The sequence below is a fragment of the Natronoglycomyces albus genome, assembly GCF_016925535.1.
Taxonomy (GTDB): domain Bacteria; phylum Actinomycetota; class Actinomycetes; order Mycobacteriales; family Micromonosporaceae; genus Natronoglycomyces; species Natronoglycomyces albus.
In genome coordinates, this window is sequence record NZ_CP070496.1 from 2,388,318 (window position 1) to 2,403,610 (window position 15,293).

A 15,293-nucleotide genomic window follows, 5' to 3' on the forward strand; every position below is an offset into this window, starting at 1 on the left:
AAGCCTGTTTCACCAACCCGGATATGGCTCCCGATGTTGTCGGGACCAGGCACATTGACGCGCTAGACGACTAAAACGGGCGGTCATATCCAAAGGGAAAGCGGCGGGTTGTATACGGGCTAGGCCGGCAACCACGGCGCGGGCAACGTGCATTCCCGCAGAGCGGACGCGGTCGGTGGCCACGTCAAGCAGGATCAGCTCGTGTTGTTCTGCCAATGCAGCGCGCACACTGTCGCAAACGGGTGCTGGGGTCACGTCGCGTGAGGGGAGACAGCGGTGGCGGACGGCCCGGGCAACCCGGGGATCAAGCGCCCGCTGCACGTGGCACATGGGGTCGATGAGGCCGCGCAGATCGATGCCGAAGGCATCGCGGTAGCGGCGGCGCTCATCATAGGGCACCAGCCCAGCCACGCCCTGGTCTCTGATCAGACTTTCGGGTGAATTGAGGTCCTGGGCCGAGGCATGTTGGATGAGCGATTCGACCACGGCTAGTTCGGCGGCAGTATCGGGGTCGCGGTGAGCGGCGAAACCAAGCGTCACGATGTCGGCGGCAGGATCATCGACCACAGCCAAGACAACTGGGACTTTCATAGTGGAGGGAACTTTCAGCAGCGTTAGCTTCAGTTCGCACTCTCCCCAAGCCTGCTTGACCGTCGGTGGGACGGCTGCCAGCGGCAATCGATCACCACCAGCCCACCACAGGGCCACCGCGTCGCTGGCCACCACGTGGGCACAAGCGCGCTCCACGGCCTCATCCCAAGTGTTGCCGGCTTGAAGGCCGACAAGGTTGTGATAGTTATGCGCCACCAGGCCCGGCAAATCAGCTTGCATCCAACCGGCGTGGACGAGGCTGAGGGGAACCCAGCAACGTTTGTCTCCTCGTTTTCCCGCCATCCACCACAGCTTTTGGTCAATATCGAAGCGGATGAAGGGGAAGCCGGGTTCCTCGTGCAGGGCTGGGTCATGCGGTTCCCAATCACGTAGGTCAAGGGCATCTTCTCCGGCCTCTCGCAACTGCGTTAGAGAGGCATAGTGGCGTTGGCCTTGGCCCAGGTAGGCCCCGCAGTAGTGGGCCAAGCCCGACAGCAGGCCAGGTTGGTCATCCGCAATGGCTCTGGCAGCGGGGTCGGCCCCGGTGAGGTATCCGGCCGGAGCGAGCGGATCGGGTTGCCAGTGTGGGTCAACGCTGCTCAGGTGGGGTAGTTCGGCGTGCCAGTGCACGAATCCCAGTGGCAGAGCCGGGTGCGCTGGCCGAGCCACGATGCGTTTGAGGATGCCCGTCACTGGATCGACCAGCGGCGCTGGATCTAGAAGGTGGTCGACCCAGGTGCCATTTTCCCACCGTTGCAAAACCCCTGGTCCAGGCTTGGGAGTCGGTGCACGCTCGATTGATGGTTTCGCCGGGCGGTGGGCTGGCCCAGCCAACACCGCCGCCAAGTCCGCATCGGGGATCGTCGCCCGAAGACAGTCAACGGCAGTGCGCAATGCCGCGTGGTCGCGTCGCATCCGGTACCAGTGTCCGGCGAAGAACCACCCGGTGACGTCCTCTGCGCGGCGTCCGCCAGTAGTCGCGCGGTGAACGCCACCGAGCAGTTCATCTGTGCTGGAGACCAGCACGTCGTGGGGGTCGAACCGTATCCTCACGGCGGGCCCGGCTAGTGCGGCCAGGTGGGCCAGGACTGTTGAGGAGAGCACATCGTCAGGGGAGGCGTCGATGCGCCATTGCCGTCCAAGTGGGGCGACCACCAACGATTCGGTTCCGACCGCGTATATGGCGAGGGAATCTACCTCAGGCATGTGGAAGCGGGAAATAGTTGAGATCCGACTCGGTCAAGGGCCTCTGACGCCAGCCAAGAGTGACCGCCAGCTCCTGCACAACGCCACGGCCGAGGAAGGGGAAGGCCGCCGGAGCGTTGCCGACGGTGCCGGGCACCAACGCACGCACCACCGACATGCCAGTGCTGGCGATGTCAGACGACGTTAGGTCCACAATGATCACCTCGTGTCCGACCGCCTCGAGCGCACTTCGATATGCGGCCGGGCTGCGTTCAGGCAGCGACGGTATGGAATCCAAGGTGCGCCCGACCGGTCGGCGCAGAAGTGGATCGACCTTCTCAATCGCCCGGGGGTCGAGCAACACCTGTTGCTGCACCATGAGGTCGTCGCAATCGCGCATGTCGCTGCGATAGGAATCGAGGTATCGCCGGTCGGCCCGCCAGGGTTTGAACGAACGGCTGTTGAGGTCACCGCGAGCCATCGCGTCCCAGTGCGCTCCATCTACGTCGAGGAGGTCGCGGCTTCCCTCTTGCAATGTGCAGGCCTCGGTCCAGGCTTTGGAGGCGGCCGAGGCCGCGGTGTCGCGGCAGGCGAACCCAACGTTGAGCAGCTGGTCAACCCTGTTGTGCAGGACACCGGCCGTCACCGGCACCGCGAACTCGTTGTCGAGCATGATGAGCGAAGGCTCTTGCCCGTACTCGGGAGCGACCCCGCTCCACAGTGCCGCGAGTGCCTCATCGGGGGCCACGGCGTCCAGTGGTTGCGCGTTGAGCCACCACACCATGGTCGCGTGCCGTTCGATGATCTCTTCGAGTGCCGAGGTTACCGCGTAGTCATAGTTGTGTCCGGCCGCGATCCCAGCGAAGGGACAGAAATTGGTCACCGGCGCGGCGGAGTATCCGGCGGTGAACCAATTGACATAGACCATGCTGGCGGGCACTAGCACCGGTTCGTCCAGAGTGAGCGAATGCCCCGGTACCCAGTGGACTTCCAGATCAGGGGTGAACCGCACAAACGGAAATCCCGGGGCGTCGTATTGCGCCTCGGAGTACAAGACCAGTTCATCGGGGTCTAGCACCCGCATGGAGCTGGTGCGAGACAGCTGTTTATAGGACCCGAAGGTGACCGGTTGGGTGTCCAAAAGGTTGCCGCAGTATCGTTCCACAGCTTCGCCTACAGCGCTGGCCCGTGCCTGGTCGACATCGGCGAACGCGGAGCCTTGGCACGAGGTGTTGTTGGCCCATCGCGATACCCGACGCATGTTGCACACGTCGCTTTGCGCTGTCTTGAGCGCTGCGGGGATGCTCCGGTGGTGCGTGACGTCCCTAGTGCGTTGCACTAGTCCGGTCACGCGGTCGATCAGGTCGGTCGGTTTATGCGGTCGCGACCGCGAAATAACACTATCTGGCAGTGGCAACACCGGATGCCGTTCCACCTCACCTGCGGCGTTGATTTCGAGGACAACGTCGCCGTCCAATCCATCGTCCAAAGCTCTCACCGCTGCGGTGAGAGCCGGGCCCAACCGGTGAGGCGGTAGCCCACAGTCGCCAGTGACCGATGGAGTACGCAATGCTCGATGAGCAACCGGGTCGAAGGCGGCGGCAAGTCGGCGAGCAGCGAAGTCTTCGTAATTGGCCCCAATGCCAGGGCGTACGTGCGGGCCGACCCATACAGTCGAACGGGTGACTTCGATCGCTACCCAGGGGGTGCGAGCATCCGAACAGAGGCGGTCGAAAGCCACCACTGTGGCGTCATCGCCCCCACGCACGCAATAGAGGAGCAACTCGCCGGTCCGAAAGGCTCGGTGGATGACGCGCTGCCAGTCTGCGTCGGAAACGCTATGGACACCCCGTTTGACCGAGGAGTTCTGCGCGATGGCACCTTGCAACGCGGCAATCACGGCCGGGTCGCCCAACAGCAACAGGTCGCCAGCGCGGGCGTCGCCTTCCTCACCGGGGTCAAAGGAGAAGTCATCCATGTCGCGTTCGTCGACGGGCTCCCCTAGCGCACCACCGCGGGCTAGGACGCTGAAGATCGCCTCGGCGCTGTCGTACCACTGAGGTGGCAGCAGCGGTGATGCCGCGCCTGTGACATGAGCGTCGATGAGCCGAAATACCAGGTCAGCTGGTGCGTCGATGGTGAACGAACTGTCATCGGGTGTCGTTAGGAGCGTGCGACCGGAGCCGAGGGCACGGATCTCGACGCGAGGGCGGGTGGGGAGCGAGGTGGTGGTTCTCTCGGTCGGCGACATGGTTTCTCCTGGGGTGGAAGGAATCGACGGCTGGGTGGCGGGTGCCTCGCTGACCAAGACACCCGCCCTTACGTGTGGGCCGTATCGATGCGCTTCCACTGGGGTGGGATCGACATTGTCAATCCGGCGACCCCATGGGGCTCATGTCAACGACCAGTGGGTTAGGACCAGGCGAAAGCGGTCGAGACGTGGCCGTGGTTGTTCGCGTTGGGGGCCAGGATCTGGTTCTCGGAGCGCTCCGTGGCCACCTCGGTGACGGTGATCTTCTTTTGCATCTTTCATCTCCTCTCAAGGGGTCTTTTCATTTGTTATCGCCACGCGGTTTCTCCGATGAGGACTGCGCGGCGAGTTCGGGGGCCTCCGCATGGGCGAGCACGGACCGGTACTGCTCACAGGTGGCCAGGATGTGGTCGTGGGTGCCGGTGGCGACGATGCGGCCGTGGTCGAGGAAAACGACCCGGTCGGCGTGGCGGATGGTGGAGACGCGGTGGGCGATCACGACGGTCGTTCGGTTGTGGCGTACCCGGGCCAAGGCGCTGGCGAGTTGTTGTTCTTGGGCGGCGTCCAGGTGGGCGACGGCCTCGTCCATTACCAGGACGCTGGGTGAACGTAGAAATGCTTGGGCGATGGCGAGGCGCTGGCGTTGTCCGCCCGACATGGTCGCCCCGCCTTCTCCGACTAGCTGGTCGAGCCCCTGTGGCCAAGAGCGAACGGTCGGGGCCAGTTGGGCGTCTTCCAGGGCCGCCCATAGCTCGGATTCGGTCGCCTGGGGCGCGGCGATGTGTAGGTTGGATCGAACACTGCCACGGAAGAGGTAGGGGTGTTGGCCAATGAGGGCGACGCGTTGGCGAACCTGTTCTTGCGTCATGTCACGCAGGGAGACACCATCGAGCAGGATATGTCCGGAGGTGGGGTCCCAAAAGCGCACGAGTAGGTGCGCGATGGTGGTCTTTCCCGCCCCGGACTCACCGACGAGGGCCACGGTCTGTCCGGGCTCGATATCCAGGTCCAGTTCACGCAGCACAGGCGTGTCGCCATAGCCGAAGTTGACATCGGCGAACCGTAGGGCTCCGCTTGAAGTGGTGGGTTCGCGCGGCTGAGCGGGGTCGGTCACTGGTGCGGAGGCGTCTAGGACGTCGAGTACTCGCTGCGCGGCCGCCGACATGTCCCCCAGGCGTTGGAACATCGCGAATACTCCGGTCGCGGGAGCGAAGGCGGCGGCTAGGAGGACGATCGCGGCGGGGAACACCAGTGGGTTTAGCGCGTTGTCTTGCACGCGGGTGGCCAAGACGAGCAGGAAGCTGACGGTGGTGAGGGCGACAACCACGTCGGCTAGTGCTCCTTCGGCTCCGGATCGCAGCGCAAAGGCGAGTTTGCGCCGTTGTACTCGGCGGGTTGTGGCGAGTACTCGCCGCTTCTGGTATTCGTCGAGGCCCAGGGAGAGTATTTCCCGCAGCCCTTCGGCACCTTCCAGTGTGATCGCTTTGAGTTCGCCTAGTTCGGCGCGCACGGCTCTGCCTTGGCGAGCTTGCAGTCCGCCCAGCAGCCAGGGTACGGCCAGGTAGGCGGCTACTCCGGCCAAGACGATGAGCCCGGCTGGTCCCGTGAGCACGACGAGGGCGACGGTGACCAAGAGCGGCCCGAGGGCGGCGTTGATGGCCGCGCCGACGGTGTGGGCGTAAAACCACTCCAGGTTCTCCACATCGGACATGGTGGAGCCCGCGACTTCTCCGGCTCGACGGTGCTTCATACCGCCGGGGCTGATCCTTTCGATGGCATCGTGCAGACGCATCCGCAATCGGCCGAGGATGCGGTAGGCGAGCACATGGCTGAGCCAGGATTCGACCCAGATGAACACTCCGTTGACTGTGACGGCCACTATTAGGGCAAAGATCAGCAGCGGCACGTATTGTGCCCCGTGTGGATCGGCTACGACAATGGTGGCGATAAACGTGCTTAGTCCAGCAGCGGCCGCGGCGGCGAACTGGTAGGCCGACATACTGGCCGTGGAACGCCAGAACAGGCCCCGGTCGGCAAAGGCGGCCTCCAGTAGTCGCAGGACCGGTCGCAGAAGTTGCGCGCTCGTGGGGCGGTCGCTACTCATACACTCACCTGTTCGTTTTGGGCGCGGTGCAAGGCGGCGAAGAGCCCGTCGCTTTGCAGCAGTTCCGTGGCGGTTCCGCGTTCCACCACCTGTCCCTCTCGCAGAACGAACACAGTGTCGACGTGCCGGATCGAGGCAAGCCGGTGCGCGATGATGATAGTGGTGATGGGCTCGCCGCCGGTACGAGTCAGGGAGTCGGCCAAGGAGGCGAAGACGGATTCCTCCCGGCGGGCGTCTAGTGCGCTCGAGGCCTCATCGAGGATGAGGATCGGCGCGTCTTTGAGGACGGCCCGGGCGATGGCGAGGCGTTGTTTTTGCCCGCCCGACAGCAGCCCTCCGCCATCGCCCACTGGGGCATCTAGCCCGCCTCGTTCGTCGGTCACGATGTCGTTCGCGCCAGCGATGTCAATGGCTCGCTTTAGAGTTGCCTCGTCGGCCTCGGGGGCGACCAGCTGGAGGTTTTCGCGCACGCTTCCGGAGAAAAGTACTGGTGACTGTGACACCAGCGCCACGATTTCGGCGCATTGTTTCTGGGTGAGGCTGGAAGTGGGGACTCCGCCGATGAGCAGCTGGCCGTGTTGGGGCACTGCCAGGCGCAGCAACAGGCTGGCCACCGTTGATTTGCCCGATCCGGATGGGCCGACCAGGGCCACCGTGCTGCCTGCGTCGATTGTCAAGTCAACGTCGCGAAGCGCTGCTGTGTGCGCGTGTGGGTAGGTGAAGGTCAGGCTGCGCGCTTCGATGGCGGCTTTGGTTTCGTGGCCCCCGTTGGCCGAAGTCAGGGGGGTGGTCGGCTCGGTGGGCGCGTCGCTGGCCCCGGCTTGGAGTAGGTCTCTGATGCGGCGTCCAGCGGAGACGCCGCTGTATCCGGCGTGCCAGTGGTTGGATAGTTCGCGGAAGGGTCGGAAGACTTCGAAGGCCAGCAGGGTGATCGCGAACAACTGCAACGGATCGACGGCTCCGCTTTGCACTCGTGTGACGCCGACGATGAGGGCGATCGCGGGTCCGGCGATGAGGAACAGTCCGGTGAGGCCCGATTCCAGCAGCGAGATGCGCAGTTGGTGCAGGGTCGCGGCAAGCAGGCTGTCGCTCGACTCTTGCAGTTGCGTTCGTCGACGGCGGGCCGCGTTGAATGCTTTGAGGGTCGTCATGCCACGTAGGGAGTCCACTACTTCGGCATTGAGTTTGGCGTATGCCCCCCAGTGGGAGTCACCGCGTTTGGCGAGGAGGCGGTCCCATAGGCGGGGAACGAAGGGCACCAGTATCGCCACGGCTCCGACGACGAACCCCACCACTGGGTCGATGAGGACCAGTGCGCCCACCACAGCCAGGGATGTCACGGCTGTGATGAGGACTTGGGGGATGTATCGCCCGAAGTACGGTTCTAGGTTTTCGACTCCATCGACTAGATGTGACTGTTGGGTTCCGCTGCGTTCTCGGCCTAGGGCGATCGGTCCAGCGGCGAACATTGCAGTGAGCATCCGTTCGCGGATGGCGGTTTTGACGCGGGTGGCGACCAGGTGCACGGTCATTTCGCGGGCGAAGACCAAGAGCGGCCGGGCCAGGAGGGCGGCGCTGAGGAGCACTAGCGACAGCGTCAGGTCGCCTATGGGGGTGCCGGAGATGATGCCAGCGAAGATGTCGGCGGTGACTAGGGCCTGGGCAATGGCCACGGTGCTGAGCGATAGACCGACGAGGACGGCCAGCCCCATGACCGCATAGGCGCTGCGGGCCAGGGGAAGTAGGCGCAGATGAATCACGTCGACTCGCTTTCGATCACCGGGTTTGGTCTCTAGGGCACCGGCTGTGCCGGGGCTTGGGGTGCGGTCGCACTCGCGACCCTTTTCGTCACACAGGCGCGTACACCGCCCACTTAATGAAGATGATTATCGTTATGCTAGCTTATTGAAAATGATTGTCAATAACGGGGTGGAAGAAAATTCTTCCTCGCCTGGCCGCCCCCACCACTGCGCCACGGCCTCCCCAGCACAACGCACAGCCACGCATTGAAGGCGGACCAGACTCCATGACAGCCACAGTCGCGCGCCCCACGCCCCAAGCGGCACAGAAAAAGACCCCCTCGCAAACGCCAGGACAACGCCAACACCGGCGCGCCATCGTCTGGACCGTGGCCCTGGCCGGCGCCCTCGTCGTCTCCGCCATCGTCACCATCGGGCTCGGACCGGTCCCCATCCCGCCAGACGTAGTCGCCCGCATCCTCGCCCACCACCTCTTCGGAATCGGGGAAGTGACCTGGACAGCCTCGGACGACAACATCGTGTGGCTCTTGCGAATCCCCCGAGTCCTACTGGGAATCTGCGTCGGCGCGATCCTCTCCATCGCCGGAGTCGCTGTGCAATCACTCGTACGCAACCCACTAGCCGACCCCTACCTCCTGGGCATCTCCTCAGGTGCCTCCGCCGGAGCCGCCGCCAGCATCCTCTTCGGCGTCGGCGCCGGAGCACTCGCGCTCACCGGCAGCGCATTCCTCGGCGCCGTCGCCGCCATCGTCCTCGTCTTCGCCGCCTGCCGCATGGGCGGACAACTCATCCCCGCCCGCCTAGTCTTCGCCGGCATCGCCGTCGGCTTCGCCCTCACCGCCGTCACCAACTTCTTGGTCTTCACCAGCGACTCCCGAGATGGAGCCCGGGCCGTCATGTTCTGGATGCTCGGGTCCCTAAGCCAAGCGCGCTGGCAATCCGTACCCATCGCCGCCGCCGCGCTCCTCATCGCCCTAGCCACCCTGCTGTGGTGGGCCCGCCGACTCGACGCCATCGCCATCGGCGACGACGCGGCCCGCAGCCTCGGCACCAACCCCTCAACCTTCCGCGCCGGATGCGCCCTGCTGGTGTGCTTCGCCGTCGCCGCCGCCGTCTCCGTCTCCGGCGCAATCGGCTTCGTCGGTCTGGTCGTCCCCCACCTGGCGCGCCGCCTCGTCGGCGCGACCCACCGGCTATGCCTACCCGCCGCAGCGCTTCTGGGTGGACTGCTCCTCATCTGGGCCGACGCGCTGGCCCGCACCGCATTTGAACCCCGGGAACTCCCTCTGGGAATCCTCACCGCCCTCATAGGGACCCCACTGCTCATCGTCCTGGTCCGTCGCCTGACGTCCCACTAAACACAGAAAGAATCACATGAGAAAAGCATCGTTGATCATCCCCGCCGCAACCCTGCTGGCAGTCACCGCCTGCGCCAACGCCTCCCAGCCCGAGGCCAACAGCCAGGAGGCATACCCACTAACAGTTGACAACTGCGGCGAAGACCAAATCATTGAGTCCAAGCCCGAAACCATCCTCACCATAGGAACGGCCGCGATCTCGCTACTGGACGCGGCCGGTGCCACTGACCGCATCGTCGCTCGCGCCGGAGAGTTCGGAGCCGACCTACCCACAGACCTGCAACACGAACCAACCGACGCCGAGATCATCGACCCCTCCGACCCCACCACCGAAAAAATCATCGGTGCCAACGCCGACATCATCGTCGGATACGGGCTGTTCAACGCCGACGACGCCGACCTAGAAGACCTGGGCATCCCCAACCTGGTCATCTTCGGCGAATGCAGCCACGACACTCCCGTGGGAGAATCGGTCAACTTCGAAGCGGTCATCACCGACATCGAACGACTGGCAACAGTCTTCGACACTCTCCACGAAGCGGCGCCCGCGCTGGCTGACTTCCGCTCAGAACTGGCCGACCTCGATGCCGCAGCCTCGGAGGATATCTCCGGCAGCGCGGCGGGTGTGTACTATTTCTCCGCCACTGGAGACATTTCGGCCTTCGGTGGATACAGCATGCTCGATGACATCTTCGGACGGATCGGCCTCGACCACGTCTACGGCGACGAAACCGCCGCCTACGTCTCCTCTGGAATCGAAACCCTGCTCGACGCCGACCCCGAATACATCGTGATCTCCTACGGCATTCACGGCGAGTCGGCCGAAGAGGCCACCCAAAGGTTCCTATCCGAGCCAGGCGCCGCCGACCTGCAAGCGGTCACCAACGACAACGTCATCCTCGTACCCAACGACGACCTCACCGCCACCCCCGACGCGCTGCGCGGATACCGTGCCATCATCGAGGCCACCCAATGATCACAGTCGAGAACCTGACCGTTCGCTACGGTGAACTGAAGGCAACCGACCAAGTCACACTGAGGGCCGCCGACGGGCTCACCGTCGGACTGGTGGGCCCCAACGGCAGTGGGAAATCATCCGTCTTGCGCGCCATACTGGGCGGTTTGCACGAGTCCGAAGGCGTTATCGCCATCGACGGGCAGGCAACGACAACTCTGAGCAGCCGCGCGAGGTCCCGCCAACTGGCGGTCGTAGCCCAAGAGGAAACTTCGGACTTCCCGCTGACCGTATGGGATGCGGTGTTGCTGGGACGCTCGGTCTACCTGTCCGGCTGGTCGAGTTATCGCGAAGCCGACAAGTCCGCGGCCGAAGCGGCCATGCGGCAAACCGGCGTCTGGGCTTTCGCCGACCGGCCCCTGAGTGCGCTCTCCGGCGGTGAACGCCAGCGCGTGCTGATCGCCCGGGCACTGGCCCAAGGTGCGACACATTTGCTGTTGGACGAGCCGACCAATCACCTGGATGTGCGATTTCAGCACGAGATTCTTTCGTTGGTCTCCTCGCTGCCGTTGTGCACCATCGTGGTCTTGCACGATCTCAACCTGGCGGCCCGCTACTGCGAGGAGATCGTCCTGCTCAGTAAGGGGAGAATCGTCGCGGCGGGCGAACCTGGGGACGTGCTCACTGCGCAACTGCTGGAACCGGTCTATGAGATTTCGGTGCGTCGGGTCGACCAGGAGGGAGTCCCACAATTGCTGTTCTCTCCTCGGGAACGTGCCATCACTGAAGTCACTCGCAACGAGCCCATTTCTATGGCTGGGCTCGAAGGTTGACTGTGGTGGGTGAGATAGCCGCCTATGTTCATGCTTCCAATGGTGCTGCCCCTTGTTGCTAGGGCAGTCGGGGCGAGGCGAGCGATCTCACCCACTCGGATAACTCGTGCGATCTGATCCCTTGGTCCCAGGACGACGTCGACAGATGAATAGGAGGCGCAGGAAATGTGGTGTGGTCACATCGAGCGCAATGCCGCCACCGGGTCCAGCCGTGCCGCAGCCAAAGCGGGCCACAATCCCGCCAGCATCCCCACCAAGACCCCGATACTCAACCCAACCGGAATCATCAGCGGAGACAACACCACCATCCACCCTTGATAGAGGGCCACAGCGGCGCTGACGTTGACCCCAACCACGACGCCGACCAGACCTCCGCTGGCTCCCAAGAGTGCTGACTCCGCCAAGAACTGACAGGCGATACGTCCTTTGCCCGCACCTGTGGCCCGTCGCAATCCAATTTCGCCCCTCCGCTCCAGCACCGCCACATAGGTGGTGTTGGCAATCCCGATCGTGGCGATGAACAATGACAATCCGGCCAGACCAAGATAGAGGGCCTGGGTATCTCCTTCGACGCCTTGCCTGACGTTCGACAGGTCCGGTGGTACCGCCACGCTCAACCGCTGTGGCTCCTCAGGGTGCAGGGCCCACGGTATCTCTGCGGCCACATGTGAGGCCGCGCCCAACTTCGAACGGGCCACTACCTCTTTGGAACTCCACTTTTGTGGGTCTTGCATGCATTGTGAATAGGGCACCACCACAGCGTTTGTCAGTCGAGGCTGGTCACGTGGCGGGACGAAGATCCCGGCAACAACGTAGCGTTCGCCGCCAATGTAAATAACTGGTGCCTCGACGAGATCGAGGATGCCAAGCCGACGGGCCGCGGCCGAGTCGATGAGGGCGACGGCATCGTTTCTGTCCACATGCGCCGTGTCAGGCCAGCGTCCTGTTTCCAAGGTCGCGCCCAACGCCTGCAACGTTTCCGGCTGAGCTGCGGCCAGCTGGAAACGTTCTGCTCGATCAGTATGACCAGGTCGGGTCCGGGTCACTGACACCTGTTCATCTGTGGCGCACATCGCGCCGACCTCCTCGGCACCATTGAGCTTGCGAGCCTCGTCGATCCGAGTTGGCCCAGGCGGAGCTACTCCATCGGGAAAACGCACTGTGACGGATGTCGCGGCCACGGCGTCGAAATGTTCGCTGACCGCATCGGCCGCCGAGGAAGCAATGCCGATCGTGGCGATGCCCGCTCCAATTCCCAGCGCAACTCCGCATATGGTGAGGACTGAGCGCAAGCGTCGCCCTAGCACCGCCCGCCAGGCGTCGATCACGATGTCGGATGCGAAGGAGGCACCACGTCTCCTACCCACGGGCCACTCCGTCCAGGACCGAGATCGTGCGGTCGCATCGTTTGGCGACTTCGGCCTCGTGAGTGACGATCACGACGGTGTGTTCCCGGGACAGGTCGGTCAAGAGCGCGAGAACAGCCTCGGTGTTCTCACTGTCTAGGTTGCCAGTGGGCTCGTCACACAAGAGAACGCGCGGGCGGGTGACAATAGCACGGGCTATGGCAACACGTTGGCGCTCCCCGCCTGAGAGCGTCGCTGGAGCGGCCCGCAAGCGATGGTCAAGGCCAACTGCTTGAAGGGCCAACTCAGCTCGTGCAGATCGTTGTCGACGTGGAACTCCAATGTGAGCCAGTGGAACGGTGACATTGGCACGAACGTCGAGGTGGGAAACGAGGTGCGCCGCCTGAAATACGAAGCCCAACACTGCGGCTCGTAGACGGGTGCGCCGCCGTTCGGGAAGATCGTTAGCCCTGGTCCCGTCGATTGCGTAGTGGCCTCCAGTTGGGGTGTCGAGCAGACCAAGCTGGTTGAGCAATGTGGACTTTCCAGAACCGGAAGGGCCGGTCATGGCAACCGTTTCTCCAGGAGCAATGGTGAAAGTGGCGTCGCGCAAAGCTCGTACCTGCGGTGGCCCCGGGAACGTCCGTTGTAGCCCACGCAGTTCAATAATGGGATTCGTCACCGGTCACGCCCCACTACCACCAGGTCCCCCGGTGCAAGACCGGTCTCGGCGACGACGCTAGTGCGTCCCCGGTGGCTCAGGTCGATATCCACTTCGACGTCGCGAAGTTCCCCATCCTCCAGTACGGTGACGACAGTGGTGCCATTGCTTCGCTCCCACAGAGCCGTTGCTGGTACCACGACGGTTTCGCTCTCCGACCGGGCCAGTTCGACCGTCACAGTCACAGTCTCCCCCTCGTCGAACTCGGGCTCGTCGGAGAAACCAAAGACAGCGATGTTCCGGACTTCTCCCTCCTCAGTAGTCTCGCCTCGCGTGCCAACAAAAACAAGATCGGTCTCCCCATCTCCCGTTGCCGCGGCGTCGGCCGGGATCTGTTGGGTGTCGGCCCCTCGCAGGCTCGACTCGACGTGCCAGTCGCCGGAGACGATAGTGACCAAGTCGCCCGCGTCGTCGTCAATGTTCGCCAAGACCTCCCCGACGACAGCGGGCAGAGTGGGAAGAAAAAGCAACTCCGCTTGCGGCACAAGCACGCTCGGTTCAGGAGTTGGGGGCTCTTCCCCCTCCTCGGTGGGCCCAACCTCTTCGACCGGGTCTCCCTCCAACGGCGAGTATCCGTTGCGTTGGTACAGCTGGTCCACAAAGTTCGCCGTATTGGGGCCGAAGTACCCAGTAACGTCACCTCCGTACAAGACAGCGAGGGCCTGCTGCAGCTGTTCGACGTCACGCCCCTCGTCACCCTCCGACAAGTCGCGATAAGAGCGAAAACTGCCGGGGAGTGCGATCAACGGGCGCCCATTGAGCTCGGCGACAACGTCCCCGGTCTCGATAGTGTCTCCACTTTCGACTCCCAGCTCAGTGACGATCGCTCCTTCCTGGGGTGCCGAAACGGTCGTGGTCGACTCCCTGACAACTGTTCCCGGGAGTTCCATCTCTTCTAGCAATGGGCCCGCGACCACCTCGGCGGTTATGACCGAATCGGGCGGAGGCTCAGAGTCGAGTGACCTCTGTTCGGGGGTGCGAGCTTCACTGGCGATCCACCACGTCACCCCGGTCGCGGCGAGGAGCAGTGCGACCAACCCGGCCGCTAGGAGGGACTTTCGTAGCATGGGAGTTCCAAGTTCGAGGTCTAGGAGGCGAGCAGTTCGGCGGCGCGTTCCTCGGCGGCCTCCACGAAGTCAAACCAGGCATAGACCTCGTCTTCGTGTTCAACGAGATAGTCGGCCAACGCCGCATCCCACGCGTCAGACTTAGCCTGCCAGAATCCTGTTTCCTCCTCACAGGAGGCGTGGGCGATCGCCAGAGCCCTTTCACTCTCGTGCGCAGCCTCGGTCTGCGCTGGATCGTCCCGGTCCAGCTCGTCGTGCCATATCACCGCGTATAGCTCATGCCACAAATCAGAAGCTTCGGTCAGGTGCTCATAGCCCGCATCGGCCATACACGCCGCCCAGGCACCACGTGCGGCCACCGGCTCCTCGCGCTGCATAGCGTCTTCGAATACGGACGTTTGCAGACCGAACACTGTCGTGTGCTGATATTCGTGGTAGAGGTAGGGATCCCCCGTCACCTGTTCTTCAGCCCAGAACCTGCAGCTTTCGGGAAAGAACTTAGTTTCAGTTCCATCTGGGAAGGTATAGGTCTCACCAGTGGACTCTCGAAGCTCGGCGATCTCGTCTGGAATTAGCCCCCAACCAAAGTGGTCCGGAGCGTCCCCATCGGGGAAGTACTTTTCTTTCAGCTCCTCCAATCCGAACTCATCACGATCAAAGAAGTGGCCGTAGGTTAGGATCTCGCCATATTCGGTTTGCTCTTCTATAGTCAGGTCGTACCAGGCGGAATCGTCTTCTTGGTCGTTGGCAGTTCCGACCTCCGATTCCCCTCCATTCTCGGGACCAAATTCGACGCCATAACCGAATCCACGTTCTTGCGCCTCTGCCATGGTTGGCGGCTTCGGTTCGGAGAACTCGGGCGTACCATACATTTCACCGTCAGAGTAGCTACCAATAGGCGTGTGGACTTCAAACCCACGGTCTTCCATACATCTGCGCACCACGAGTTCAATGGCGTGATCGATCCCCTCCAACTGTTTATCCGTCGCGTCGACAGAATCAGCTAGTTGGGAAGCCTTATCCTCGCCCTCTGTTGGGGCATCACTAGTGCAGGCGGACGTTATAACGACAGCCGCTACGAGGAGTGGTCCAGTCACCAATTTCATACTCAAGTGCCTTACG

General features: G+C 63.2%; 11 protein-coding genes. 3 read left to right on the forward strand and 8 right to left on the reverse strand.

Annotation, left to right across the window (positions count from 1 at the left end; translation table 11 throughout):
* Positions 1-9: 9 nt before the first annotated feature.
* From JQS30_RS10135 to JQS30_RS10150, 4 genes are all read right to left on the reverse strand, one after another.
* The gene (locus tag JQS30_RS10135) at positions 10-1,797 is read right to left on the reverse strand and encodes a YcaO-like family protein (RefSeq protein WP_213170169.1); all 1,788 of its coding nucleotides are present in this window, start codon (positions 1,795-1,797) and stop codon (positions 10-12) included.
* Complete coding sequence (locus JQS30_RS10140) at positions 1,790-4,027, reverse strand: YcaO-like family protein (RefSeq protein WP_213170170.1); 2,238 nt, start codon at positions 4,025-4,027, stop codon at positions 1,790-1,792. The genes JQS30_RS10135 and JQS30_RS10140 overlap by 8 nt, the downstream gene beginning before the upstream one ends.
* Before the next feature lie 301 nt (positions 4,028-4,328).
* Positions 4,329-6,131 (reverse strand): ABC transporter ATP-binding protein, encoded by a 1,803-nt coding sequence (locus JQS30_RS10145; protein ID WP_213170171.1) that lies wholly within the window; start codon positions 6,129-6,131, stop codon positions 4,329-4,331.
* Entirely contained in the window at positions 6,128-7,891 is a 1,764-nt protein-coding gene (locus JQS30_RS10150) for an ABC transporter ATP-binding protein/permease (protein ID WP_213170172.1), read from the reverse strand. Before JQS30_RS10150 ends, JQS30_RS10145 begins: the two co-directional genes overlap by 4 nt.
* A gap of 266 nt (positions 7,892-8,157) precedes the next feature.
* Between JQS30_RS10150 and JQS30_RS10155 the strand changes: the two genes are divergently transcribed.
* From JQS30_RS10155 to JQS30_RS10165, 3 genes are read left to right on the forward strand one after another with little or no spacing between them, the layout of a single operon-like run.
* On the forward strand, positions 8,158-9,249 hold the full coding sequence (locus tag JQS30_RS10155; RefSeq protein ID WP_213170173.1) for a FecCD family ABC transporter permease: 1,092 nt from the start codon (positions 8,158-8,160) through the stop codon (positions 9,247-9,249).
* Positions 9,250-9,265: 16 nt separating this feature from the next.
* Positions 9,266-10,225, forward strand: a complete 960-nt coding sequence (locus JQS30_RS10160; protein ID WP_213170174.1) for an ABC transporter substrate-binding protein — start codon at positions 9,266-9,268, stop codon at positions 10,223-10,225.
* Positions 10,222-11,037: an ABC transporter ATP-binding protein gene (locus JQS30_RS10165; protein ID WP_213170175.1), complete on the forward strand. Its 816-nt coding sequence runs from the start codon at positions 10,222-10,224 to the stop codon at positions 11,035-11,037. Before JQS30_RS10160 ends, JQS30_RS10165 begins: the two co-directional genes overlap by 4 nt.
* Positions 11,038-11,213: 176 nt before the next feature.
* Here JQS30_RS10165 and JQS30_RS10170 read toward each other — a convergent pair whose 3' ends face one another.
* From JQS30_RS10170 to JQS30_RS10185, 4 genes are read right to left on the reverse strand one after another with little or no spacing between them, the layout of a single operon-like run.
* Complete coding sequence (locus tag JQS30_RS10170) at positions 11,214-12,404, reverse strand: ABC transporter permease (RefSeq protein WP_213170176.1); 1,191 nt, start codon at positions 12,402-12,404, stop codon at positions 11,214-11,216.
* Positions 12,397-13,065 (reverse strand): ABC transporter ATP-binding protein, encoded by a 669-nt coding sequence (locus JQS30_RS10175; RefSeq protein ID WP_213170177.1) that lies wholly within the window; start codon positions 13,063-13,065, stop codon positions 12,397-12,399. Before JQS30_RS10175 ends, JQS30_RS10170 begins: the two co-directional genes overlap by 8 nt.
* Positions 13,062-14,171, reverse strand: a complete 1,110-nt coding sequence (locus JQS30_RS10180; protein WP_213170178.1) for a permuted SH3 domain-containing protein — start codon at positions 14,169-14,171, stop codon at positions 13,062-13,064. Before JQS30_RS10180 ends, JQS30_RS10175 begins: the two co-directional genes overlap by 4 nt.
* A 20-nt stretch (positions 14,172-14,191) precedes the next feature.
* Entirely contained in the window at positions 14,192-15,268 is a 1,077-nt protein-coding gene (locus JQS30_RS10185) for a hypothetical protein (protein WP_213170179.1), read from the reverse strand.
* Between the last annotated feature and the right edge of the window lie 25 nt (positions 15,269-15,293).